Annotated in this window: 22 protein-coding genes; 11 read left to right on the forward strand and 11 right to left on the reverse strand. The window is 58.4% G+C overall.

Annotation, left to right across the window (positions count from 1 at the left end; genetic code table 11):
• From sdhA to sdhC, 3 genes are read right to left on the reverse strand one after another with little or no spacing between them, the layout of a single operon-like run.
• Positions 1–1,776: a succinate dehydrogenase flavoprotein subunit gene (gene sdhA / locus NK667_RS18875; protein WP_054049455.1), complete on the reverse strand. Its 1,776-nt coding sequence runs from the start codon at positions 1,774–1,776 to the stop codon at positions 1–3.
• 3 nt (positions 1,777–1,779) lie between these two features.
• Positions 1,780–2,148: a succinate dehydrogenase, hydrophobic membrane anchor protein gene (gene sdhD, locus NK667_RS18880; RefSeq protein ID WP_027922414.1), complete on the reverse strand. Its 369-nt coding sequence runs from the start codon at positions 2,146–2,148 to the stop codon at positions 1,780–1,782.
• A complete protein-coding gene (sdhC, locus tag NK667_RS18885; RefSeq protein ID WP_054615726.1) occupies positions 2,142–2,516 on the reverse strand; it encodes a succinate dehydrogenase, cytochrome b556 subunit in 375 nt (124 codons plus the stop codon). The genes sdhD and sdhC overlap by 7 nt, the downstream gene beginning before the upstream one ends.
• A 363-nt stretch (positions 2,517–2,879) precedes the next feature.
• Between sdhC and gltA the strand changes: the two genes are divergently transcribed.
• Entirely contained in the window at positions 2,880–4,169 is a 1,290-nt protein-coding gene (gene gltA / locus NK667_RS18890) for a citrate synthase (RefSeq protein ID WP_003222994.1), read from the forward strand.
• Between the two features lie 1,105 nt (positions 4,170–5,274).
• Here gltA and NK667_RS18895 read toward each other — a convergent pair.
• From NK667_RS18895 to NK667_RS18905, 3 genes are all read right to left on the reverse strand, one after another.
• A complete protein-coding gene (locus NK667_RS18895; protein WP_054049449.1) occupies positions 5,275–6,933 on the reverse strand; it encodes a cation acetate symporter in 1,659 nt (552 codons plus the stop codon).
• The gene (locus NK667_RS18900; RefSeq protein ID WP_054049447.1) at positions 6,930–7,241 is read right to left on the reverse strand and encodes a DUF485 domain-containing protein; all 312 of its coding nucleotides are present in this window, start codon (positions 7,239–7,241) and stop codon (positions 6,930–6,932) included. The genes NK667_RS18895 and NK667_RS18900 overlap by 4 nt, the downstream gene beginning before the upstream one ends.
• Before the next feature lie 294 nt (positions 7,242–7,535).
• The gene (locus tag NK667_RS18905) at positions 7,536–8,387 is read right to left on the reverse strand and encodes a glycine betaine ABC transporter substrate-binding protein (RefSeq protein ID WP_054049444.1); all 852 of its coding nucleotides are present in this window, start codon (positions 8,385–8,387) and stop codon (positions 7,536–7,538) included.
• Between the two features lie 300 nt (positions 8,388–8,687).
• Here NK667_RS18905 and NK667_RS18910 point away from each other — a divergent pair, with 300 nt between their 5' ends.
• Positions 8,688–10,283 carry a glycoside hydrolase family 17 protein gene (locus NK667_RS18910; RefSeq protein WP_054615727.1) on the forward strand — a complete coding sequence of 532 codons (1,596 nt, stop codon included), beginning with the start codon at positions 8,688–8,690 and terminating at the stop codon, positions 10,281–10,283.
• A 120-nt stretch (positions 10,284–10,403) separates the two neighbouring features.
• Here the strand turns inward: NK667_RS18910 and NK667_RS18915 are convergent, their stop codons facing one another.
• Positions 10,404–10,772 (reverse strand): hypothetical protein, encoded by a 369-nt coding sequence (locus tag NK667_RS18915; protein ID WP_054615728.1) that lies wholly within the window; start codon positions 10,770–10,772, stop codon positions 10,404–10,406.
• 224 nt (positions 10,773–10,996) lie between these two features.
• On the opposite strand from NK667_RS18915, the gene NK667_RS18920 reads away from it, so the two are divergent.
• Positions 10,997–12,295, forward strand: coding sequence for a serine/threonine protein kinase (locus tag NK667_RS18920; RefSeq protein WP_054049439.1), 1,299 nt, complete (start codon positions 10,997–10,999; stop codon positions 12,293–12,295).
• On the forward strand, positions 12,288–13,076 hold the full coding sequence (locus NK667_RS18925; RefSeq protein ID WP_054615729.1) for an MlaA family lipoprotein: 789 nt from the start codon (positions 12,288–12,290) through the stop codon (positions 13,074–13,076). Before NK667_RS18920 ends, NK667_RS18925 begins: the two co-directional genes overlap by 8 nt.
• 50 nt (positions 13,077–13,126) lie before the next feature.
• Here the strand turns inward: NK667_RS18925 and NK667_RS18930 are convergent, their stop codons facing one another.
• Positions 13,127–13,735, reverse strand: a complete 609-nt coding sequence (locus NK667_RS18930) for a short chain dehydrogenase (RefSeq protein ID WP_054615730.1) — start codon at positions 13,733–13,735, stop codon at positions 13,127–13,129.
• Positions 13,736–13,840: 105 nt separating this feature from the next.
• Here NK667_RS18930 and NK667_RS18935 point away from each other — a divergent pair, with 105 nt between their 5' ends.
• Complete coding sequence (locus NK667_RS18935) at positions 13,841–14,722, forward strand: LysR family transcriptional regulator (RefSeq protein WP_054615731.1); 882 nt, start codon at positions 13,841–13,843, stop codon at positions 14,720–14,722.
• A 156-nt stretch (positions 14,723–14,878) separates the two neighbouring features.
• On the opposite strand, the gene NK667_RS18940 is transcribed toward NK667_RS18935, so the two are convergent.
• Positions 14,879–15,793 carry a DUF808 domain-containing protein gene (locus NK667_RS18940; protein ID WP_054615732.1) on the reverse strand — a complete coding sequence of 305 codons (915 nt, stop codon included), beginning with the start codon at positions 15,791–15,793 and terminating at the stop codon, positions 14,879–14,881.
• 135 nt (positions 15,794–15,928) lie between these two features.
• Between NK667_RS18940 and NK667_RS18945 the strand changes: the two genes are divergently transcribed.
• Complete coding sequence (locus NK667_RS18945) at positions 15,929–16,534, forward strand: TetR/AcrR family transcriptional regulator (RefSeq protein WP_054615733.1); 606 nt, start codon at positions 15,929–15,931, stop codon at positions 16,532–16,534.
• A 113-nt stretch (positions 16,535–16,647) separates the two neighbouring features.
• Here the strand turns inward: NK667_RS18945 and NK667_RS18950 are convergent, their stop codons facing one another.
• Together NK667_RS18950 and NK667_RS18955 are read right to left on the reverse strand one after the other, a co-directional pair.
• Positions 16,648–17,106, reverse strand: a complete 459-nt coding sequence (locus tag NK667_RS18950; protein ID WP_054049428.1) for an REP-associated tyrosine transposase — start codon at positions 17,104–17,106, stop codon at positions 16,648–16,650.
• 195 nt (positions 17,107–17,301) lie between these two features.
• A complete protein-coding gene (locus NK667_RS18955) occupies positions 17,302–17,742 on the reverse strand; it encodes a GlcG/HbpS family heme-binding protein (protein ID WP_054615734.1) in 441 nt (146 codons plus the stop codon).
• A 267-nt stretch (positions 17,743–18,009) separates the two neighbouring features.
• Between NK667_RS18955 and gcl the strand changes: the two genes are divergently transcribed.
• The 5 genes from gcl to pyk all read left to right on the forward strand — a co-directional run bounded on the left by gcl (position 18,010) and on the right by pyk (position 24,613).
• Positions 18,010–19,785 (forward strand): glyoxylate carboligase, encoded by a 1,776-nt coding sequence (gene gcl / locus NK667_RS18960; protein ID WP_054615735.1) that lies wholly within the window; start codon positions 18,010–18,012, stop codon positions 19,783–19,785.
• A 157-nt stretch (positions 19,786–19,942) separates the two neighbouring features.
• Positions 19,943–20,725, forward strand: coding sequence for a hydroxypyruvate isomerase (gene hyi, locus NK667_RS18965; protein WP_054049422.1), 783 nt, complete (start codon positions 19,943–19,945; stop codon positions 20,723–20,725).
• Positions 20,726–20,880: 155 nt separating this feature from the next.
• On the forward strand, positions 20,881–21,774 hold the full coding sequence (locus NK667_RS18970; RefSeq protein ID WP_054049420.1) for a 2-hydroxy-3-oxopropionate reductase: 894 nt from the start codon (positions 20,881–20,883) through the stop codon (positions 21,772–21,774).
• Between the two features lie 153 nt (positions 21,775–21,927).
• Positions 21,928–23,208, forward strand: coding sequence for a glycerate kinase type-2 family protein (locus tag NK667_RS18975; RefSeq protein WP_054615736.1), 1,281 nt, complete (start codon positions 21,928–21,930; stop codon positions 23,206–23,208).
• Complete coding sequence (gene pyk, locus NK667_RS18980) at positions 23,198–24,613, forward strand: pyruvate kinase (RefSeq protein WP_054049416.1); 1,416 nt, start codon at positions 23,198–23,200, stop codon at positions 24,611–24,613. Before NK667_RS18975 ends, pyk begins: the two co-directional genes overlap by 11 nt.
• Positions 24,614–24,618 lie beyond the last annotated feature (5 nt).

Consider the following 24,618-nt stretch of genomic DNA (forward strand, 5'->3'; position numbering starts at 1 on the left):
TTAATAAGTCCGAATCTTAGGTTCAAAAGTCGGAACAGTCTTCGGCGAGAAGTTCACGGCACGCTTGGTTACGCGCTTGTCACCCGGGAAGTACAGGGTGTGGCACAGCCAGTTTTCGTCGTCGCGATCTTCGTAGTCTTCACGGGCGTGAGCGCCGCGGGACTCTTTGCGGATTTCTGCAGCGATGGCAGTGGCTTCGGCCACTTCCAGCAGGTTTTGCAGTTCCAGCGCTTCGATACGAGCGGTGTTGAACGCCTGGCTCTTGTCGTTGATCTTGACGTTGGCGATACGGCCACGCAGGTCAGCGAGCTGGGCGATACCCTTCTGCATGTATTCGCCGGTACGGAACACACCGAAGTAGTTCTGCATGCAGCTTTGCAGTTCTTTACGCAGGGTAGCGACGTCTTCGCCTTCAGTCCGCGCGTTCAGGCCGTCGAGACGTGCCAGGGCAGCGTCGATGTCGGACTGGCGTGGGCGAGCGTAGTCGACGCCTTCTTTCAAAGTCTGTTCCAGGAACAGGCCGGCAGCACGACCGAATACCACCAGGTCGAGCAGCGAGTTACCGCCCAGACGGTTGGCACCGTGAACCGATACGCAAGCCACTTCGCCTACTGCGAACAGGCCAGGAATGATCTGGTCAACGCCTTCAGCGTCCTGGGTGATTGCCTGACCATGAATGTTGGTCGGCACGCCGCCCATCATATAGTGGCAGGTTGGAACGACCGGGATCGGCGACACGGCTGGATCGACGTGGGCGAAGGTCTTGGACAGTTCCATGATGCCTGGCAGACGGCTGTGCAGAACTTCTTCACCGAGGTGATCGAGTTTCAGCATTACGTGGTCGCCATCCGGACCGCAACCGTTGCCGGCGATGATTTCTTTAACCATCGAGCGAGCAACCACGTCACGACCAGCCAGGTCTTTGGCGTTCGGAGCATAACGCTCCATGAAACGCTCGCCGTGCTTGTTGATCAGGTAACCGCCTTCACCGCGGCAACCTTCAGTAACCAGTACACCAGCGCCGGCGATACCGGTCGGGTGGAACTGCCACATTTCAATGTCTTGTACCGGCACGCCAGCACGCAGAGCCATGCCGACGCCGTCACCGGTGTTGATCAGGGCATTGGTGGTGGACGAGTAGATACGACCTGCACCGCCGGTCGCCAACACAGTAGCGTTCGCACGGACGTAGGAGGTTTCGCCGGTTTCGATGCAGATGACGATCATGCCGACAAAGGCGCCGTCTTCGTTCTTCACCAGGTCGACGCCATAGTATTCGTTGAGGAATACGGTGCCGGCCTTCAGGTTGGCCTGGTACAGGGTGTGCAGCAGTGCGTGACCGGTACGGTCGGCAGCGGCGCAAGTACGGGCAGCCTGGCCACCTTTACCGAAGTCTTTCGACTGACCGCCGAACGGACGCTGATAAATGCGGCCCTGTTCGGTACGGGAGAACGGCAACCCCATGTGCTCGAGCTCGAAAACCGCTTCCGGGCCTACGGAACACATGTATTCGATAGCATCCTGGTCACCGATATAGTCGGAACCCTTGACGGTATCGTACATGTGCCAGCGCCAGTCATCGTTCGGATCAGCGGAAGCGATGGCGCAGGTGATGCCACCCTGGGCGGATACGGTGTGCGAGCGAGTCGGGAAAACCTTGGTTACCACGGCAGTCTTGTGACCACCTTGTGCCAGCTGCAGGGCAGCGCGCATGCCGGCACCGCCGCCGCCAACGATAATGGCGTCGAACGAAAGCGTATTAACTGTAGTAGACATGAATCAGATACCCCAAAGAATCTGCACACCCCAGACGAAGTAGGCGAACATCGCAACGCCGCATACTGCCTGGAAGAGGAAACGTATCGCAGTGGCGGACTTGCCGAACGCCATTGGCGTCAGGTAGTCGGTCGCGATGGTCCACATGCCGACCCAGGCGTGAGCGCCAAGGGCAACGAGGGCCAGGAGACTGAAGATACGCATCCAGTTGCTTGCGAACAGTTCATGCCATTGGGCGTAGCCGATGCCTGGGTGGGCAACGACGTATCCGATCAGGAAAATGAAATAAGCCGCGAGAACGACCGCAGACACACGTTGTGCCATCCAGTCATAGAGGCCCGAACGGGACAGGTTCGTGACGTTAGTTACCATATCCAAACTCCTGCCAGAACGATTACCACCACGGAAACGGCGATAACGATTTTCGAGCCCAGTTTGCCGCCTTCAAGCGTCTCACCGATGCCCATGTCCATGATCAAGTGGCGCACACCGGCAACCAAGTGATACAGCAAGGCGGACAGGATGCCCCAAATCACTAGCTTGGCTAGCGGACTGGTCAGACACGCTTTCACCTGACCGAAGCCTTCTTCTGAGCTCAGCGATTTGTCCAATGCATAAAGCATGATGGCCAGGCTGACAAAGAGAATGACACCGGAGATTCGGTGAAGAATGGACGTGTAAGCAGTGACTGGGAGTTTGATGGTCCTTAGGTCTAGGTTTACAGGTCGTTGGCTATTCACGGCTTTTTTTCACACTGAAGAGCCCCTAACAATCAGGGCAAAGTTGTTGGGGAGTGCACTGGTCAGGTACCCACCACCCAGGGAGTGCGACCCCCAGCAAAGCAGGCCCAAAAGCCCCTGGCGGTCGGAGGCCGAGTATAGACAGTTAGGCTACTAATGACAACGCAATCACCTTCCCCTAATAGCTCATTGCACAAGTCGGATAAAAGGCGTAAATGGCAGGTAATTTCGAGGAAAAAGTCCGGTTAAAGCCTTCTGGAGCAAGACTTTAGGCAAATTGACATTCGAATTTATCTCACTATAGTGGTGCGGGCCCTGCGTGGGGGGTCTGTCTGATGATTTCAAGCATAAATAGGAGGCCACATGGCTGACAAAAAAGCGCAGTTGATCATCGAGGGCGCAGCCCCCGTCGAGCTGCCCATTTTAACCGGCACCGTTGGTCCCGATGTAATTGATGTTCGGGGCCTGACGGCCACGGGCCGTTTCACCTTTGACCCTGGCTTCATGTCGACCGCCTCTTGCGAGTCGAAGATCACCTATATCGACGGCGACAACGGCATCCTGCTGCACCGCGGCTACCCGATCGAACAGTTGGCTGAAAAGTCGGACTACCTGGAAACCTGCTATCTGCTGCTCAACGGCGAACTGCCGACCGCAGAACAGAAGGCCCAGTTCGTCAGCACCGTGAAGAACCACACCATGGTTCACGAGCAGTTGAAGACTTTCTTCAACGGCTTCCGTCGCGACGCCCACCCAATGGCCGTCATGTGCGGTGTAGTCGGCGCCCTCTCGGCCTTCTACCACGACTCCCTCGACATCAATAACCCGCAGCATCGCGAAATTTCCGCGATCCGCCTGGTTGCCAAGATGCCGACCCTGGCAGCGATGGTTTACAAGTACTCCATGGGTCAACCCATGATGTACCCGCGCAACGACCTGACGTACGCGGAAAACTTCCTGCACATGATGTTCAACACCCCGTGCGAGATCAAACCGATCAGCCCGGTACTCGCCAAGGCAATGGACCGGATCTTCATCCTCCATGCCGACCACGAGCAAAACGCTTCGACTTCGACCGTACGCCTGGCAGGTTCTTCGGGTGCCAACCCGTTCGCCTGTATCGCCGCTGGTATCGCTGCACTGTGGGGCCCTGCCCACGGCGGCGCGAACGAAGCTGTCCTGACCATGCTGGACGAGATTGGCGATGTGTCGAACATCGACAAGTTCATCGCCAAGGCCAAGGACAAGAACGATCCGTTCAAACTGATGGGCTTCGGTCACCGGGTTTACAAAAACCGCGACCCACGCGCCACCGTCATGAAGCAGACCTGCGACGAAGTACTGAAGGAACTGGGGATCAACAACGATCCGCAACTCGAACTGGCCATGCGCCTGGAAGAGATCGCCCTGACCGATCCGTACTTCATCGAGCGTTCGCTGTATCCGAACGTCGACTTCTACTCGGGGATTATCCTCAAGGCGATCGGCATTCCGACCAGCATGTTCACCGTAATCTTCGCCTTGGCGCGGACTGTCGGCTGGATCTCCCACTGGAAAGAGATGCTCTCCAGCCCGTACAAGATTGGCCGTCCGCGCCAGTTGTACACTGGCTATGAGTCGCGTGACATTACCAAGCTGGAAGACCGCAAATAAGACCTGTCTTGCGATAAAGTCTTAAAGTTGTACCGGGAACGGCCTCTATTTATATAGGGGCCGTTTTTGTTTGTGCTGGCTCAGCGGCCTGTGGGCCGACTGGGTTTTGGTTTTGGGTTGGGTGTATATCCGTTGCTGCGGTGATGGCGGCTGGCGGTTTCGCTCTTACAGCGAGTCACTTTTGACAAACGCCTCAAAAGTAACCAAAAAGTCTTCGCCCCGGCGTACGGCACCTCGCTACGCTCGATGTACCCTCGCTACGGTGTCCATCAGGGGGCATCGCCTACGGTCTGCTTCGCGACGACCTCCTCTCGATGTGTGCGGCTTCGCCGCACGGCGCTACGCGCCTAACCCCCTGATGGACACCTTCGCTCGGCCTGCCGAAGGGGCGAGAGATCAAGGTCAAGGTCAAGATCAACATCAAAATCAAAATCAACGTCAAAAGCCACAGCCACAGCCACAGCCACAGCCACAGCCACAGCAAGATCTGGAGTTTCGGCCCGAATCAAAAGATCGTAGCCTCCGGCAACTCCGGCATCAGTACATCAGAAAGAGATGAATCGACCATCAGGCCGTCTTCGCGGGCAAGCCTCGCTCCTACAGGGGGTACGCCACCCGCCCCTCACCACTCAACAGGCCGAGCGTTAGCTCGCCTGCAGCTTTTGATCTTGCTGTGCCCGCCCCTTCGGGAGGCTGAGTGGAGGTGTTCATCTGGGGGGTGGGCGCGTAGCGCCGTGCGGCGAAGCCGCACACATCGAGAGGAGGTCGAAGCGAAGCCGACCGTAGGCGATGCCCCCAGATGAATACCGGAACGAAGGAACGCCGAGCCTCAGCGAGGGGCCGGACGCTCGGGGCGAGCCTTTTTTTGCTTACTTTTTTTTGGCGTTTGAAAAAAAAGTGAGTCGCCGTAAGGGCGAAACCCTAAGCCGCCGTTACCGCAGAAATGGATATGTACCCAATCAACAAATAATTAGGTCGGCTATCAGGCCGCCTTCGCGAGCAAGCCCGCTCCCACAATGTCCGATAACCGCCCACAAAAAAATGCCCCGATCTCTCGACCGGGGCATTTCCATTCAACGCAGCTTATATATAAAAGCCAGAAGCCTTAGTGCGAAACCGCCCCACTCGCCCCCAACCCAGTCTGCGAACGCACAAATTGCGGGAAAAACAACGCCCGCTCATTGTCAGCCGCAGCAGACTTATCAGTAATCGAGAAAAACCAAATCCCGACAAACGCAATCGCCATCGAAAACAGCGCCGGATACTCATACGGGAAGATCGCCTTCTCGTGATGCAGAATCTGCACCCAAATGGTCGGCCCAAGCACCATCAAGCCAACAGCACTGATCAGCCCCAACCAACCACCGATCATCGCCCCACGAGTAGTCAGCTTCTTCCAATACATCGAAAGCAACAGCACCGGGAAGTTACAGCTCGCCGCAATGGAAAACGCCAAACCAACCATGAACGCAATGTTCTGGCTTTCGAACAAAATACCCAAGCCAATCGCCAACACGCCCAGGGCGATGGTGGTGATTTTCGAAACGCGGATCTCGTCCTTGTCGTTGGCCTTGCCCTTCTTGATCACACTGGCATACAGGTCGTGAGACACCGCCGTAGCACCTGCGAGCGTCAAACCAGCCACAACCGCCAGAATGGTCGCGAACGCTACCGCCGAGATAAAGCCGAGGAAAATACTGCCACCCACCGCGTTGGCCAAGTGCACCGCCGCCATGTTATTGCCGCCCAACAGCGCGCCAGCAGCATCCTTGAAGGCCGGATTGGTGCTGACCAGCAGGATCGCGCCGAAGCCGATGATGAAAGTCAGGATATAGAAGTAGCCGATGAAGCCAGTGGCATACAGCACGCTTTTACGCGCTTCTTTAGCGTCACTCACAGTGAAGAAGCGCATCAGGATGTGCGGCAGGCCAGCGGTACCGAACATCAGTGCCAGGCCCAGGGAGAACGCCGAAACCGGATCTTTCACCAGCCCGCCCGGGCTCATGATCGCCTCACCTTTAGGGTGAACCTTGATCGCCTCGGAGAACAGCAGGCTGAAGTCGAAGTTGACGTGCTTCATCACCATCAGCGCCATGAACGAGGCACCGGACAGCAGCAACACGGCCTTGATGATCTGCACCCAAGTGGTCGCCAGCATGCCGCCGAACAGCACGTACATGCACATCAGGATACCGACCAGGATCACCGCCACGTAGTAGTCGAGGCCGAACAGCAGCTGGATCAGCTTGCCGGCACCAACCATTTGCGCGATCAGGTAGAACGCCACTACCACCAGCGAACCACAGGCAGACAGCGTGCGGATCTGGGTTTGCCCGAGGCGGTAGGACGCCACGTCGGCAAAGGTGTATTTACCCAGGTTACGCAGGCGCTCGGCGATCAGGAACAGGATGATCGGCCAGCCCACCAGGAAGCCGATCGAGTAGATCAAGCCGTCGTAGCCAGAGGTGAACACCAGGGCGGAAATACCCAGGAAGGACGCCGCGGACATGTAGTCACCGGCAATCGCCAGACCGTTCTGGAAACCGGTGATCTTGCCGCCAGCTGCGTAATAGTCAGCCGCCGAGTTGTTGCGCTTGGAGGCCCAGTAGGTGATGCACAGGGTCAAGCCAACGAACGCGACGAACATCAGGATCGCGGAAACGTTGAGGGGTTGTTTGTGCACTTCGCCGGTCAGGGCTTCAGCCGCCCAGGCGCCAGGTGCAAAGGCTGCGATGCTCAATAGAGCCATTAGACGCCGGATCATTGCTGAGCCTCCTTGAGAATCGCATTGTTCAGGTCGTCGAATTCGCCATTGGCGCGTCGTACATAGATTGCAGTCAGGACAAAGGCCGAAAGAATCAGCCCGACACCAATCGGTATCCCCCAGGTAATCGAAGACTCAGGACTGATTTTCGCCCCGAGAATATGCGGCCCGTAAGCAATCAAAAGGATGAATCCGGAATAGAGTCCAAGCATGATCGCCGAAAGAATCCAGGCGAACTTTTCTCGCTTTCTGACCAGCTCCTTGAAGCGCGGGCTGTTTTGAATCGAGAGGTAAATGCTGTCGTTCATTGTTTTTATCCTCGCAGCACAGATTATTGTTAGAACGTAGCCACTTTATGCGGCTGCGGGATGGGTTCCAGACGACCTTAGTATTAGAACGACATGACAGAATCGCCATTTTTCAGCATGCATCAAACATTGTGAGAGCGGGCTTGCTCGCGAAGGCGGCGTGACAGTCAACGAATAGGTTGAATGTTACGGCCTCTTCGCGAGCAAGCCCGCTCCCACAGGGAAAAACAAAAGGCCCCTTGGCAGTTATGCCAAGGGGCCTTGAGAGGTACTGACTAGACGCTTGCGATCAAATCACTTGGTCCATTCGGCAACGCGGTCCGGGTGTTTAGCCACCCAATCCTTGGCAGCGGCTTCAGGTTTGGCACCATCCTGGATGGCCAGCATGACTTCGCCGATTTCGTCTTTCGACGCCCACTGGAAGTTTTTCAGGAACTTGGCCACTTCCGGTGCTTTGGTCGCCAGTTCTTTGCTGCCGATGCTGTTTACGGTTTCAGCAGCGCCATATACGCCTTTCGGGTCGTCGAGGAAGCGCAGTTTCCACTTGGCGAACATCCAGTGCGGCACCCAACCGGTGACGGCGATGGATTCGTTTTTCTTCTCGGCGCGGGTCAGCTCGGCAATCATGCCGGCGCCGGAACTGGCCTTGAGGGTGTAGTTGCTCAGGCCGTAATCCTTGATCGCCTGATCAGTCTTGAGCATCACGCCCGAACCGGCGTCGATGCCCACGATGCGGCCCTTGAAGCTGTCATCAGTTTTCAGATCGTCGATGGTCTTGGCTTTCACGTATTCCGGCACGATCAGGCCGATTTTCGCGTCCTTGAAGTTCGGGCCGTAATCGACGACCTGATCCTTGTTCTTGGTCCAGTATTCGCCGTGGGTCACGGGCAGCCACGCGGAGAGCATGGCGTCGAGTTTGCCGGTGGCCACGCCCTGCCACATGATCCCGGTGGCGACGGCTTGCAGCTTCACGTCATAACCGAGTTTCTGCTTGATCACTTCGGCGGCCACGTGAGTGGTCGCAACGCTGTCGGACCAACCGTCAACGTAACCGATGCTCAGGGTTTTGCTCTCGGCATTGGCGAATGTGGAGCCAATCGCAAGTACCAGAGCGGCACTCGCGCCTAAAAGTCGTCGCATCTTCATCGTTACTTCCCCGAAAGTGCTGCGCCCGACGGATGCCGAGCGGCGTCAACGTATTGTTATGGTGCGAAGCGCCCCATCACGCCTCACCGCAAACTCGTTCGATCGTCAGCGTGATTTAGCAATGAGAACACTGACGCCTCGATAATCAACCTCACGACATCAGCGACCTGTGCTGCCAGCGACCTCAAGGCATCGAGAAACGACATCAGAACGCCATTAATCGTGAGCACCCTAAACAACCCGTCCGATCCGCCCGAACTTTGCATGTCAAAATCATGCAGGCCACCAAGCCCGGGGCAAATGCAGGTAACATGCGCGCCTTTGCTCCCAGACGGCCTGACCATGCCCGCGACATCACGCTTTCCTTTTTTGGCTTATCTTTTCGCCTGCCTGCTCGGGCTGTTTGCCCTCGGTGGTTTCTGGTACGGCCTCGGTAAACCGGTGATCCTGCCGGACGTCGCCAGCGCCACGCACAAGTTGCAATGCGCCTCCTACACCCCGTTCGACAAGGACCAATCGCCGTTCGACCAGCCGTTCAAGTTGCGCCCGGAGCGCATGGACGCCGACCTCGCGCTGCTGTCCAAAAGCTTCGAATGCATCCGCACCTATTCCATGACCGGCCTCGAGGCCCTGCCCGATCTGGCGCGCAAGCACGGGTTGAAGCTGATGATCGGTGCCTGGGTCAACAGCAATCCGGTGGACACCGCCAAGGAAGTCGAGCTGCTGATTGCCTCGGCCAACGCCAACCCGGACGTGGTGACCTCAGTGATCGTCGGCAACGAAGCGTTGCTGCGCAAGGAAGTCACTGGCGCACAACTGGCCAAGCTGATTAATCAGGTCAAAAGCCAGATCAAACAGCCCGTCACCTATGCCGACGTGTGGGAGTTCTGGCTCAAGCACCCGGAAGTCGCCCCGGCGGTGGATTTCCTGACTATTCACTTGCTGCCGTACTGGGAAGATGATCCGTCGAACATCGACGCCGCCCTGCAACACGTGGCCGAAGTGCGTCAGGTGTTCGGCAACAAATTTGCGCCCAAGGATGTGTTGATCGGTGAAACCGGCTGGCCGAGCGAAGGCCGCCAACGTGAAACCGCGCTGCCGAGCCGGGTCAACGAAGCCAAGTTCATCCGTGGTTTTGTCGCCATGGCCGAAGAGCAAAACTGGCATTACAACCTGATCGAGGCTTTTGACCAGCCGTGGAAACGTGCCAGTGAAGGTGCGGTCGGCGGCTATTGGGGGCTGTTCGATGCCGATCGCCAAGACAAAGGCGTGTTGGCCGGTCCGGTATCGAACGTTCCTTATTGGTCGCAATGGCTGGCGGTGGGCGGCTTGATCTTCCTCGGCACGCTGCTGCTGGGCGGTCGGGTTCGCAGCACCCGCGCCGCGTTGGTGCTGCCGCTATTGGGCGCACTGGCGGCCTGCTCGATCGGGGCTTGGGGCGATCTGGCGCGGGTGACTACCCGTTTCGCCAGTGAATGGTTGTGGGTCGGTTTGCTGACGGCGTTGAATCTGCTGGTGCTGGCGCATGCCGCGCTGACGCTGAGCGCTCGCACCGGTTGGCGTGAACGCGCCTTCAATGTGCTGGAACGTCGGGCGGGTTGGCTGGTGGCAGCCGCAGGCTTTGCGGCGGCGGTGATGATGCTGGAACTGGTGTTCGACCCGCGTTATCGCAGTTTCCCTAGCGTCGCGTTTATCCTGCCGGCGCTGGTGTACCTGTGCCGTCCGGTGAATGTGCCGCGTCGGGAGATTGCCTTGCTGACCTTCATCATCGGTGCCGGCATTGCGCCGCAGCTGTTTCGTGAAGGGCTGCAGAATCAGCAGGCCTGGGGTTGGGCGCTGGTGAGTGTGTTGATGGTGGCTGCGTTGTGGCGTTGTTTGCGGGTTCGTAAAGGCTGATCTTTAGCGCTGCTGGCGGCCTCTTCGCGGGCAAGCCTCGCTCCTACAGGGTTACCCGTTCACAAATGATGTGTACGACAAAAATCTGTAGGAGCGAGGCTTGCCCGCGAAGACTGACTGTCAGGCGCTACGCGACGCCCGGACCAACCGCAATGCCGCAATCACCACCGCAAACACCGCCAGCGTCGTGTTGTACAACGCCAACGCCGGGAACCCCAGCACCAGCGCCAACACCGCCAGCCACCACCCTGCCCGGCCCGGTACGACAAAACCGATCACTGCTGCGGCCACTGCGCCCCAGCCCAAGACCTTGAAGTGGATCATCAGCCCGAGGTTCGACCGAACCTGGCATTCCCAGCGACTCGCCTCGTCCACGCAGAGGCCGACCCATTGCGCATCCTCCATGAAGCCATAACGCGCGCCATAACTGGCGGCCAGCCATAAAGGCAGCAAAACAAGCAGCAGAATCACGGGCAGACGGCGGGACATGAAGCACTCCAATAGACGAAAACGGCCGCCAGCTTAATCCCCCGGCGGCCTTGTGCAAGCGTTAACAACAGTTAACTGGGCAACGAATCGCTGCAAAGTGTATCGTCCAGCTACTATTACTCCGAATTTAGCCCTGATTGGTGCCGATCCATGGCACTTTGGCGCAAACCCCGTGGTCATAGCCTGCGAACTTCATTCGGCACCTTTCTCTAAGGGATCTAGTCATGCTCCGTTCCTTGCGCTTCGCCGCCCTGTTTGGCGGCCTTATTTTGAGTGCGTCCGCACTGGCGGTCGATATCGACGCCGCCAGCTATGGCTACCCCTTGACCAACCCGTTCGAGGCAACAATTGCCACGACTCCACCGGAGTTGCGCCCGGAGTTGCCGGCCAACGAAGACATCAATCAGCAGGACCGCAGCGTGCGGTTGCGCCCGGAGCGTGAATTCAGCCTGCCAGACAACTTCTGGCCGGTGAAAAAACTCACCTACCGCATTGCGACCCAGGATCACGCCGCCCCGCTGATTTTCCTGATCGCCGGCACCGGCGCGCGCTATGACAGCAGCCTCAACGAATACCTGAAAAAGCTCTACTACAAGGCTGGCTACCACGTCGTGCAGCTCTCATCGCCCACCAGCTTTGACTTCATGAGCGCCGCTTCACGTTTCGCGACACCCGGTATCACCAAGGAAGACGCCGAAGACATGTACCGGGTGATGCAGGCCGTACGGGCGCAAAACCCGAAAACGCCAGTCACCGAGTACTACCTGACCGGCTATAGCCTGGGCGCCCTGGATGCCGCGTTCGTCGCGCACCTGGACGAAACCCGTCGCAGCTTCAACTTCAAGAAAGTCTTGTTGCTGAACCCGCCGGTCAACCTCTACACCTCGATCACCAACCTCGACAAGCTGGTACAAACCGAGGTCAAGGGCATCAACAACAGCACCACTTTCTATGAGCTGGTGCTGAACAAACTGACCCGTTACTTCCAGCAAAAAGGCTACATCGACCTCAACGATGCCCTGCTCTATGACTTCCAGCAGTCCAAGCAGCACCTGACCAACGAACAGATGGCCATGCTGATCGGCACCTCGTTCCGCTTCTCGGCGGCCGACATTGCCTTTACCTCCGACCTGATCAACCGCCGTGGCCTGATCACGCCGCCGAAGTACCCGATTACCGAAGGCACCAGCCTCACGCCGTTCCTCAAGCGCGCGCTGCAATGCGACTTCGACTGCTACATCACTGAACAAGTCATCCCGATGTGGCGCGCCCGCACCGACGGCGGCAGCCTGCTGCAACTGATCGACCAGGTGAGTTTGTATGCGCTGAAGGATTACCTGCACGACAGCCCGAAAATCTCGGTCATGCACAATGCCGACGACGTGATTCTCGGCCCTGGCGACCTGGGCTTCCTGCGCCGGACCTTCGGCGATCGCCTGACCGTTTACCCATTGGGCGGCCATTGCGGCAACCTTAACTATCGCGTCAACAGCGACGCCATGCTGGAGTTCTTCCGTGGCTAAATATCTCCTGCTTATCGCAGCGTTACTCTGTGCAGGCGTCGCCAATGCCGACAACAGCAAAGCCAACGCGCCGGTCGTGATCGACAATGACGGTTTCAAGGAACCGTTGAGCAAACTCAAGTTCAACCCGGGGCTGGATCAGCGCGAGTTCGAACGTTCGACGCTCAACGCACTGGCCGTCTACGACCCGCTGGAAGAGTGGAACCGCCGGGTCTACCACTTCAACTACCGCTTCGACCAATGGGTGTTCCTGCCGGTGGTCGATGGCTATCGTTACATCACCCCGAGCTTTCTGCGTACCGGTGTGAGTAACTTCTTCAACAACCTGGGTGACGTGCCAAACCTGCTCAACAGCATGTTGCAGCTGAAGGGCCACCGCTCGCTGGAAACCACCGCGCGCCTGCTGCTCAACACCACCATCGGCGTTGCCGGCCTGTGGGACCCGGCCACCGCCATGGGCCTGCCGCGCCAGAGCGAAGACTTCGGTCAGACCCTGGGTTTCTACGGCGTACCGAGCGGTGCCTACTTCGTGCTGCCAATCCTCGGCCCGTCCAACCTGCGTGATACCGCAGGCCTGGTGGTCGATTACACCGGCGAGGCGGCGGTCAACTTCCTGAACGTCTCCGAAGTCAGCTCCAACCACCCGGAAATCTGGGTCCTGCGCGGCGTCGACAAGCGCTACCAGACCAGCTTCCGCTACGGTCAGCTGAACTCGCCGTTCGAGTATGAAAAGGTGCGTTACGTGTACACCGAGTCGCGCAAGTTGCAGATCGCCGAGTGACAACCCGTGCCGCCGCCGAGTGCATTTGATGCCTCGGCGGCGGCAACTTTTCAGGCATCGACTACCAGCACCTGACCGGTGATGAAACCGTCTACCGATCGCTCGAACGCCTTGCCAACCAGACTGCCCGGTACTGGCTGGAAACCCGGCATCATCTCGCCATAAACATCCCACGCCTCGGTCAGCACGGTCGGATTGACCACGTTGATGCGGATGCCTCTCGGCAATTCATTGGCAACGCATTTGACGAAGGTATCAATCGCACCGCTGGTGGTGGCGTCTGCAATGGCCCAAGGGATAGGTTTCAAGTTCAGGATCCCGGAGATCAAGGTGAATGATCCGCCGTCAGCAATGTACTCAGCGCCTATTTTGACCAGATTGATCTGGCCGATCAGTTTGCTGCCAATGGTGGTGTCCCACTGCTCTGCGGTCATGTCCATAAACGGCGCGTACTCACAAACACCTACTGTATTAACGACTGCATCAAACTTGCCAATCGTTTTGAATAGCTGAACGATGGACGCCGGATCAGTGATATCGACTTTATAATCACACCCTCCCCCAGAGCGACTTGCGGTAATTACGCGATGTTTGCTCATGCCCGATATTGCCGCCCGGCCCATTTTCCCCTGTGCACCAATCACAATTACAGTCTTCATAAATCACTCATCATTAGAAAAAGTATTTTGTTGAAACCGCTGGCAGTCTAAAAAACCGGCGATACAATAAAAAACAATCTTTCCTTGTAAGTGATACAAGCAATCATGGTAGACCGCATCGAAATCAAGCATATGCGCGTGTTTATGCACTTGATGAAAGAAAAAAACGCGTCGCGGGTGGGCCTGCAAATCGGCCTGTCTCAGCAGGCAATCAGCGAATACCTGAAAAAACTCCGTGAAGAATTCAACGACGTCCTGTTCGTCAGAAACAGTAATGGCCTCACGCCAACTGACTTTGCGTTCGAACTGGCGATCAAGTTTGAGCGAGTACTGGCCGAAGTCGACAAGCTGAACGACGATACGCCTTATGACCTCAAGAGTTTGAAACGCGAATACACGATCATCGCCAATGAACATGCGCAACAAGCGATCATTCCGGTATTGGTGTCGAAAGTCATAGCCAGTGCACCCAACATAAGTTTCAAGATTCTTGATTTTTACCCAGAACAATACAAAGACATGTTGTTGTCGGGGGAAGCGGATCTTTTAATTGGATTCAAGGCGTTTATTGATCAAGGGCTCAATCAGATCGAGTTGAAAAAAGATCACTACGCCTGCGCGGTGGGCAATCGTTCCGACTTGATCAACCAGATTCACAGCCTGAAAGACCTCGAAAAATTCCCGCATGTCTCGGTCAGCAACCGGAAGGACCAGCTCAACGACACGGTGGACAGCTTTCTCAAAAAGCACGACATCTCAAGAAAGGTCATCGCGATATTGCCTTGCTACACCTCTTTGCAGCGTTTCCTGGACGCCAACGACGTTATTACGTTCCTGCCCTCGGCGCTGGCCCCGGGGGCCAATCTCAAGCTACTCGATCTTGATGACCAACCCGAGAGCTTCGACATTGTTGCCGCGTGGCATGGCAGATCGTCACACAATCAGTTTCACAAGTGGATGATTGAAATGCTGTTGGGTTTGAATTGAGACAACCAGTTTTCAGAACACCACTAATCCAATGTGGGAGCGGGCTTGCTCGCGAAAGCGGGGTCACATTCAACAGAGATGTTGACTGAAACACCGCTTTCGCGAGCAAGCCCGCTCCCACATTGGGTTGTGGTTATCTCTGGAGATAACCAGGTTTCAGCCTTTCACCGATTTCCAGATTTTGCTCACCAGCATCACACCGGCCAACACAATGGCACCCGCCACAATCCCAGCCACCGCATTCAACAACGTCGGCACGATGAACCCGGCCCCGCCGGCACTCGCGCTAACGCCTTCAATCCAGTGATGCACCACCGGCACGCCATGGGTCAGGATTCCGCCACCGACCAGAAACATCGCCGCGGTACCAATCACCGACAGGCTTTTCATCATGTACGGTGCTGCACGCAGGATCGCCCCGCCGATACTTTTGGCCATCTGCCCTGGCTTCTGGGTCAGCCACAGGCCGAGGTCGTCGAGCTTGACGATGCCTGCCACCAGGCCATAGACGCCGATGGTCATGACGATGGCGATGCCCGACAGCACGATCACTTGCTGGGTCAGCGAGGCGTCGGCCACGGTGCCGAGGGTGATGGCGATGATTTCCGCCGAAAGAATGAAGTCAGTGCGAATCGCGCCTTTGATTTTGTCCTGTTCGAAGGCCACCAGATCGGTCGCCGGGTCAGCCACGGCCTCGACCAGTTGCGCGTGTTCGGCGTCGTCTTCAGCCTTGCTGTGCAGGAATTTGTGCGCCAGTTTCTCGAAACCTTCGAAACACAGGTAGGCACCACCGATCATCAACAACGGCGTGACCAGCCACGGAATGAACGCACTGATGGCCAATGCCGACGGCACCAGGATCAGTTTGTTGCGAAACGAACCCTTGGCCACGGCCCAGACCACCGGGATTTCCCGTTCGGCGCGTACACCACTGACTTGCTGGGCGTTGAGCGCCAGGTCATCACCGAGCACGCCGGCGGTTTTCTTGGCGGCCATTTTGGTCATCAACGCGACGTCGTCGAGGACGGCGGCAATGTCGTCGATCAGAACCAGCAAACTGCTTCCTGCCATGAATCAGGTTTCCTTCGAATAGTGAATGCCGCGCAGCATAGCGCGAGCCGATGCGCTGCGGGGCATTCTTGAGCGCCGCGCGAGGCCGGTGCTACCATGCGCAACCGCCAGAACAGGCAAGGAACCACCTGGTTTATGAGCACTATCCGCGAGCGCAACAAAGAACTGATCCTGCGTGCCGCCAGTGAAGAATTTGCCGACAAGGGCTTCGCTGCGACCAAAACCAGTGATATCGCGGCCAAGGCGGGACTGCCCAAGCCCAACGTCTACTACTATTTCAAATCCAAGGAAAACCTCTACCGCGAGGTCCTGGAAAGCATCATCGAGCCGATCCTGCAGGCCTCGACGCCGTTCAACGCCGACGGCGTGCCCAGCGAAGTGCTGAGCGGCTACATCCGCTCCAAGATCCGCATCTCCCGCGACCTGCCCTTCGCCTCCAAGGTGTTCGCCAGCGAAATCATGCACGGCGCCCCACACCTGAGCGCCGACCTGGTGGAGCGCCTCAACGGCCAAGCCAAACACAACATCGACTGCATCCAGACCTGGATCGACCGCGACCAAATCGCCCCCATCGACCCCAACCACCTGATGTTCAGCATCTGGGCCGCAACCCAGACCTACGCCGACTTCGACTGGCAGATCTCGGCGGTGACGGGGAAGGCGAAGCTGGATGAAGCGGATTATGAGGCGGCGGCGCAGACGATAATTCGGTTGGTGTTGAAGGGGTGTGAGCCGGATTGATGGACCGAGCACACCCATTCGCGAGCAGGCTCGCTCCCACACTCGATCTTCGGTGTTCAATAATCCCCTGTGGGAGCGAGCCTGCTCGCGAATGAAGGCAACCCGGTTTCAGTTCAAACCCAAATCGCATCCCACAGCGGATAGTCACCATACTTGACAACCAGCCCTGCCCTCACTGGGTTGGTGACAACATATCGAGCAATATTCACCAAATTTTCCTCACGGCGCAGTGCTCGATCATGAAAGCCTCTCTGCCATAGACCAGTCTTGCGACCGGTGGCCAGTTTCACCGCTTTGGTACTCAGAGATTTGGTCCTTTGCATCAGCTCGCTCAGTGAGCCCCGCTGCAACTCAATCAGCCAATGAATATGATCAGGCATAACAACCCAGGCCAATGAGTTGGCACAACCTTGGTTCTGAGCAGCTCGGAATTGTTCGACCACTAGTCGGCCCAAGAAAAAGTCTTTGAAGACTGGCTCTCTGCCGAAAGTGTTGGTGGTTAAAAGATAAATTCGGTTCTGTTCGGCATAGCGCCCAATGCGCAGGCGATGTGAAGCAGCTAGATCCGGCATTCCTTTGCCCTTTCATGATTAAGTCATGAAGAAGGCTAGACCTGTAAATGCCAAAGGGTGGGGCAGACTTTTAGCAGGATGTGTCTAGGAAATTGCCTTCGCGAGCAGGCTCGCTCCCACAGGGAATTTTTGAACAATGAAGATCCAATGTGGGAGCGAGCTTGCTCGCGATGGCGGCGGTTCAGTCACCACAAATCAAGCAGTAACCCCCGCATCCGCCCGCAACCCCTGCGCTTCAATCGCGCTGATCGCACATTGCTCATCCACATCGGACAGATCCCCGCTAATTCCCACCGCTCCCAGCACATTCCCATCCTGATCCCGGATCAACACACCACCCGGTGCCGGCACCACGCTGCCCTGCCCCAGGCTGTTCAGCGCTGCAATAAACGCCGGCCGTTGCTGAGCGTCCAGCGCCAGCAAGCGGGAGCCTTTGCCTAGCGCAATGGCGCCCCAGGCTTTGCCGATGGCGATTTGCGGGCGTAGCAGGCTGGCGCCGTCTTCGCGCTGCAAAGAGATCAAGTGGCCGCCGGCATCGAGTACCGCGATGGTCAGTGGTGCTGCGGATATCGCACGCGCTGCGGCGATGGCCTGGGTGGTCAGGCTGACTGCGTCTTTCAAGGTTAAAGCGCTCATGGTGCCGTCCTCATTTTGTTATTGGAAAACGGTGGGACTGCGGTTTTGTGCCGCAGTCCGATGCAACAAATAGAACACAATAGATTATTTATTTGTATACAATAATTCTCGAAAAGCGCCACATGCGACGAAAAGCCACAGCAGAACAGGCTTCCGACGAATGAAACAGTCGCTTGAGAAAATGGATTGACCTGCGCCGTCCGCCGTGAATAAACTCTGCGCAAAGCCACTTGTATACAATTACAAAACGTAAGAGGCACCAAAACCATGAGCAAAATGAGAGCAATCGAAGCCGCCGTTCTGGTGATGCGCCGTGAAGGGGTTGATACCGCTTTTGGCATCCCGGGCGCCGCGATCAACCCGCTGTACTCCGCCCTGCAGAAGGTCGGTGGCATCGATCACGTGCTCGCTCGCCACGTTGAAGGCGCTTCGCACATGGCCGAGGGCTACACCCGCACCAAGGCCGGCAACATCGGCGTGTGCATCGGTACTTCCGGCCCGGCCGGCACCGACATGGTCACCGGCCTGTACAGCGCCTCGGCCGATTCGATCCCGATCCTGTGCATCACCGGCCAGGCACCACGGGCGCGCATGCATAAAGAAGACTTCCAGGCCGTCGACATCACCGCCATCGTCAAGCCAGTGACCAAGTGGTCCACCACGGTCATGGAACCGGGCCAAGTGCCGTACGCGTTCCAGAAAGCTTTCTACGAAATGCGCTCCGGCCGTCCAGGTCCAGTGTTGATCGACCTGCCGTTCGACGTGCAGATGGCCGAAATCGAATTCGACATCGATGCCTACGAACCACTGCCGCTGGCCAAGCCCACCGCTAACCGCGTGCAAATCGAGAAGGCCCTGGCCATGCTCGACCAGGCCGAGCGTCCATTGCTGGTAGCCGGTGGTGGCATCATCAACGCCGACGCCAGCGAATTGCTGGTGGAGTTCGCCGAGCTGACCGGCATCCCGGTCGTCCCGACCCTGATGGGCTGGGGCACGATTCCGGACGATCACCCATTGATGGTCGGCATGGTTGGCCTGCAAACCTCGCACCGCTACGGCAACGCGACCATGCTGAAATCGGACATGGTGCTGGGCGTCGGTAACCGTTGGGCCAACCGTCACACCGGCTCGATCGACGTCTACACCGAAGGCCGCAAGTTCATTCACGTTGACATCGAACCGACCCAGATCGGCCGCGTGTTCACCCCGGACCTGGGCATCGTGTCCGACGCCGCTGCCGCGCTGACCGTGTTCATCGAAGTCGCTCGCGAATGGCAAGCCGCTGGCAAGCTGAAAAACCGCAGCGCCTGGTTGCAAGACTGCCAGCAGCGCAAGGCCAGCCTGCACCGCAAGACACACTTCGACAACGTGCCGGTCAAGCCGCAGCGTGTGTACGAAGAGATGAACCAAGTGTTCGGCAAAGACACGTGCTACGTCAGCACCATTGGCCTGTCGCAGATTGCCGGCGCGCAGTTCCTGCACGTCTACAAACCGCGTCACTGGATCAACTGCGGCCAGGCCGGCCCGTTGGGTTGGACCATTCCGGCGGCGCTGGGCGTGGTCAAGGCTGATCCGACCCGCAAGGTCGTGGCTCTGTCGGGCGACTATGACTTCCAGTTCATGATCGAAGAATTGGCGGTGGGCGCGCAGTTCAAGCTGCCGTACATCCACGTTGTGGTAAACAATTCGTACCTGGGGCTGATCCGTCAGGCCCAGCGCGGTTTCGACATGGACTACTGCGTGCAGTTGTCCTTCGATAACCTGAACGCTCCGGAACTCAACGGTTACGGTGTCGATCACGTCGCCGTCGCCGAAGGCCTCGGTTGCAAGGCGCTGCGTGTGTTCGAACCGGGTCAGATCCAGCCTGCCCTGCGCAAGGCCCAGGAGCTGATCGAAGAGTTCAAGGTGCCGGTGATCGTCGAGATTATCCTGGAGCGCGTGACCAACATTTCCATGGGCACCGAGATCAACGCCGTCAACGAATTCGAAGACCTGGCGCTGGTCGGCAACGATGCGCCAACGGCGATTTCGTTGCTCGATTAAGTTGAACTGATACCTGTAGCAGCTGCCGAGGCACGAGGCTGCGTTGCGTGTCCGCAGGACCGCCATCGAAGGGCTGCCATCGGGGGCCGCTTCGCAGCCCAACGCAGCCTCGTGCCTCGGCAGCTGCTACAGGTCCTATATTTTACGGGAGACCACCATGCCGCGTTTCGCAGCCAACCTGTCCATGCTGTTCACCGAACAGGATTTTCTTGCCCGTTTTGAAGCGGCCGCCAAGGCCGGTTTCAGTGGTGTCGAATACCTGTTCCCTTACGACTTCAGCTCCGCCGAGATCAAGGCCAAGCTCGACGCCAACGGTCTGACCCAGGTGCTGTTCAACCTGCCGGCCGGTGACTGGGCCAAGGGCGAACGCGGTATCGCGTGCCTGCCGGATCGGGTCGAAGAGTTCCGCGCTGGGGTCGATCTGGCCATCGCTTACGCCAAGGTGCTGGGCAATACCCAGATCAACTGCCTGGCCGGTATCCGTCCACAAAACGTCGATGACGCCACCGTGGAAAAAACCTTCGTCAGCAACCTCAAGTACGCCGCCGACAAGCTGCAAGCGGCGGGCATCAAACTGGTGATGGAAGCGATCAACACCCGCGACATCCCGGGTTTCTACCTGAACAACACGGCGCAAGCCCTGTCGATTCGCGAACAGGTCGGCAGCGCCAACCTGTTCCTGCAATACGACATCTATCACATGCAAATCATGGAAGGCGACCTGGCCCGCACCCTGCAATCGCACCTGGGCGAGATCAACCATGTGCAGTTGGCGGACAACCCTGGCCGCAACGAACCGGGCACCGGTGAAATCAACTACCGCTTCCTGTTCGAACACCTCGATCGCATTGGTTATCAGGGTTGGGTCGGTTGCGAATACAAGCCGCTGACCACCACAGAAGCGGGCCTCGGCTGGCTGAAAACCCATAACGCGATCTGACATAGATCCCTGTGGGAGCGGGCTTGCTCGCGAATGCGGTGGTTCAGTCAACACGGATATTGAATGTTCCACCGCATTCGCGAGCAAGCCCGCTCCCACCCAGAGCAGCACTCCCCTATTTGCTTGAAGCAGCATAAAAACAAGAGGATTTTCTCATGGCTAAAATCGGATTTATCGGCACCGGCATCATGGGCCACCCAATGGCGTTGAACCTGCAGAAAGCCGGTCACAGCCTGTTCCTGTCGGCGCACCACGACGCTGCCCCGGCTGATCTGATTGCCGGTGGCGCTATCGCCCTGGCCAACCCGAAAGAAGTCGCGCAAGAAGCCGAATTCATCATCATCATGGTGCCGGATACCCCGCAGGTCGAAGACGTGCTGTTCCGCGCCGACGGCATCGCTGCCGGTGTCGGCAAGGGCAAAGTCGTGATCGACATGAGCTCGATCTCGCCGACCGCCACCAAAGCTTTCGCCGCCAAGGTCAACGAAAAAGGCGCCCAATACCTCGACGCGCCAGTGTCCGGCGGTGAAGTCGGCGCCAAGGCTGCGAGCCTGAGCATCATGATCGGCGGCGATGCCGATGCCTTCGAACGCGCCCTGCCGCTGTTCCAGGCCATGGGCAAGAACATCACCCTGGTCGGCGGTAACGGCGACGGTCAAACCGCGAAAGTGGCGAACCAGATCATCGTTGCGCTGAACATCCAGGCTGTGGCCGAAGCCCTGCTGTTCGCTTCGAAAAACGGTGCCGATCCAGCCAAGGTACGTGAAGCGCTGATGGGCGGCTTCGCTTCGTCGAAGATCCTCGAAGTGCACGGCGAGCGCATGATCAAAGGCACCTTCGACCCGGGTTTCCGTATCAGCCTGCACCAGAAGGACCTGAACCTGGCCCTGCAAGGCGCCAAAGAACTGAACATCAACCTGCCGAACACCGCCAACGCCCAGCAAGTGTTCAGCACCTGCGCGGCCATCGGTGGCAGCAACTGGGACCACTCGGCGCTGATCAAGGGCCTGGAACACATGGCGAATTTCTCGATTCGCGATAAGAAGTAAGCCCTGCACAAACCCCTGTGGGAGCGGGCTTGCTCGCGAAGGCGCCGGCACAGTCAATATTGATGTCGCCTGACACACCGCTTTCGCGAGCAAGCCCGCTCCCACAAGGAACCGAGTTGCCCTCCAAATAACAAGAAATTCCGGGAGCCCGCCATGTCGGTCGATCCGCAACACCTGCTGCGCGAACTGTTTGCCACAGCCATCGACGCGGCCCATCCGCAGCAAGTCCTCGAAGCCTATTTGCCCAAAGATCGCAGCGGTCGCGTGATCGTGATCGGCGCCGGCAAAGCCGCAGCCGCCATGGCCCAAGTGGTCGAGCGTTGCTGGCAGGGCGAAGTCTCCGGCCTGGTAGTCACCCGCTACGGCCACGGCGCTCCGTGCGAAAAAATCGAAGTGGTCGAAGCCGCCCATCCTGTACCGGACGCCGCTGGATTGGCCGTGGCCAAACGCGTGCTGGATCTGGTCAGCAACCTGAGCGAAGACGACCGCGTGATCTTCCTGCTCTCCGGCGGTGGCTCGGCGCTGCTCGCCCTTCCAGCCGAAGGCATCACCCTCGCCGACAAGCAGTCGATCAACAAAGCCCTGCTCAAATCCGGCGCGACCATCGGCGAGATGAACTGCGTGCGCAAGCACCTCTCGGCGATCAAGGGCGGCCGTCTCGGCAAGGCCTGCTGGCCGGCAACTGTGTATACCTACGCGATTTCCGATGTGCCCGGCGACCTCGCGACGGTCATCGCTTCCGGCCCGACCGTGGCCGACCCGAGCACGTCCGCCGAAGCCCTGGCGATCCTCAAGCGCTACAGCATCGAAGTCCCGGCTTCGGTGCGTACCTGGCTGCAAAGTCCGGAATCGGAAACCGTCAAACCCGGCGACCCGAGCCTGGCCCGCAGTCATTTCCAATTGATCGCCCGCCCACAACAATCTTTGGAAGCGGCGGCAGTGAAATGCCGTCAGGCCGGTTTCAGTCCGCTGATCCTCGGAGACCTGGAAGGCGAATCCCGGGAAGTGGCGAAGGTCCACGCCGGCATCGCCCGACAGATCGTCCTGCATGGCCAGCCATTGGCGGCGCCGTGCGTGATTCTGTCCGGCGGCGAAACCACGGTCACCGTGCGCGGCAATGGGCGCGGCGGGCGCAACGCCGAATTCCTGTTGAGCCTGACCGACAGCCTCAAAGGCCTGCCCGGCGTCTACGCCCTGGCCGGCGACACCGATGGCATCGACGGCTCCGAAGACAACGCCGGAGCGATCATGACCCCGGACAGCTACGCCCGCGCCGTGGCCCTGGGTCTGAGCGCCAGCGACGAGTTGGATAACAACAACGGCTACGGCTATTTCGAAGCGCTCGACGCGCTGATCGTCACCGAGCCGACCCGCACCAACGTCAACGACTTCCGCGCCATCCTGATCCTCGAGAGCACAAAAAATGACGCCTGATAAAAAGGTCAAAATCCTCGCCACCCTCGGCCCGGCCACGGACGGGATCGATGACATCCGCGAATTGGTCGAGGCCGGGGTCAACATCTTCCGCCTGAATTTCAGCCACGGCGATCATGCCGACCATGCCCAGCGCTATCAGTGGATTCGTGAAGTCGAGCGCCAATTGAATTACCCGCTCGGGATCCTGATGGACCTGCAAGGCCCGAAACTTCGGGTCGGCAAGTTCGCCGAGGGCAAGGTGCAACTGCATCGCGGCCAGGCCCTGCGCCTGGACCTCGACCCGACGCCGGGGGATGAGCGCCGGGTCAACCTGCCGCACCCGGAAATCATCGCCGCCTTGGAGCCAGGTATGGACCTGCTGCTGGACGACGGCAAGCTGCGCCTGCGGGTAATCACCAAGTACGCCGACGCGATCGACACCACGGTGTTGAATGGCGGCGAATTGTCGGATCGCAAAGGCGTGAACGTGCCGCAAGCGGTGCTCGACCTGAGTCCGCTGACCGCCAAGGATCGCCGCGATCTGAGCTTCGGCCTTGAGCTGGGTGTGGATTGGGTCGCGCTGTCATTTGTGCAGCGTCCGGAAGACATCCGCGAGGCCCGCGCGCTGATCGGCGACAAGGCGTTTTTGATGGCGAAGATCGAGAAGCCGTCGGCGGTCACGCAGCTACGGGAAATCGCTGAGTTGAGCGACGCGATCATGGTCGCTCGCGGCGATCTGGGCGTGGAAGTGCCGGCCGAGAGCGTGCCGCAGATCCAGAAAAACATCATCACCGTTTGCCGTGAACTTGGTAAGCCGGTGGTGGTGGCGACGCAGATGCTGGAGTCGATGCGCTTCTCCCCGGCTCCGACTCGTGCCGAAGTGACTGACGTTGCCAACGCCGTGGCCGAAGGTGCGGATGCAGTAATGCTGTCGGCGGAAACCGCGTCCGGCGAGTACCCGCTGGAAGCCGTGCAGATGATGAGCAAGATCATTCGCCAGGTGGAGAACGGTCCGGATTATCAGACGCAACTGGACGTGAGCCGGCCGAAGGCTGAAGCCACGGTTTCCGATGCAATCAGCTGTGCGATTCGCCGCATCAGCAATGTGCTGCCGGTGGCGGTGCTGGTGAATTACAGCGAGTCCGGCACCTCGAGTTTGCGTGCGGCGCGGGAGCGGCCGACGGTGCCGATCCTGAACCTGACGCCGAACTTGCAAACCGCTCGCCGCCTGACCGTGGCGTGGGGCGTGCACTCGGTGGTGAATGATCGGCTGCGGCAGGTAGATGAAGTGTGCTCGACGGCGCTGGAGATTGCCCAGGCGCAAGGCATGGCGCAGCGCGGCGATACGTTGTTGATCACTGCGGGTGTGCCGTTTGGGCAGCCGGGGTCGACTAACTCGTTGCGTATCGAGACGTTGATTTAGCGCCT

Source organism: Pseudomonas nunensis (assembly GCF_024296925.1).
Classification (GTDB): domain Bacteria; phylum Pseudomonadota; class Gammaproteobacteria; order Pseudomonadales; family Pseudomonadaceae; genus Aquipseudomonas; species Aquipseudomonas nunensis.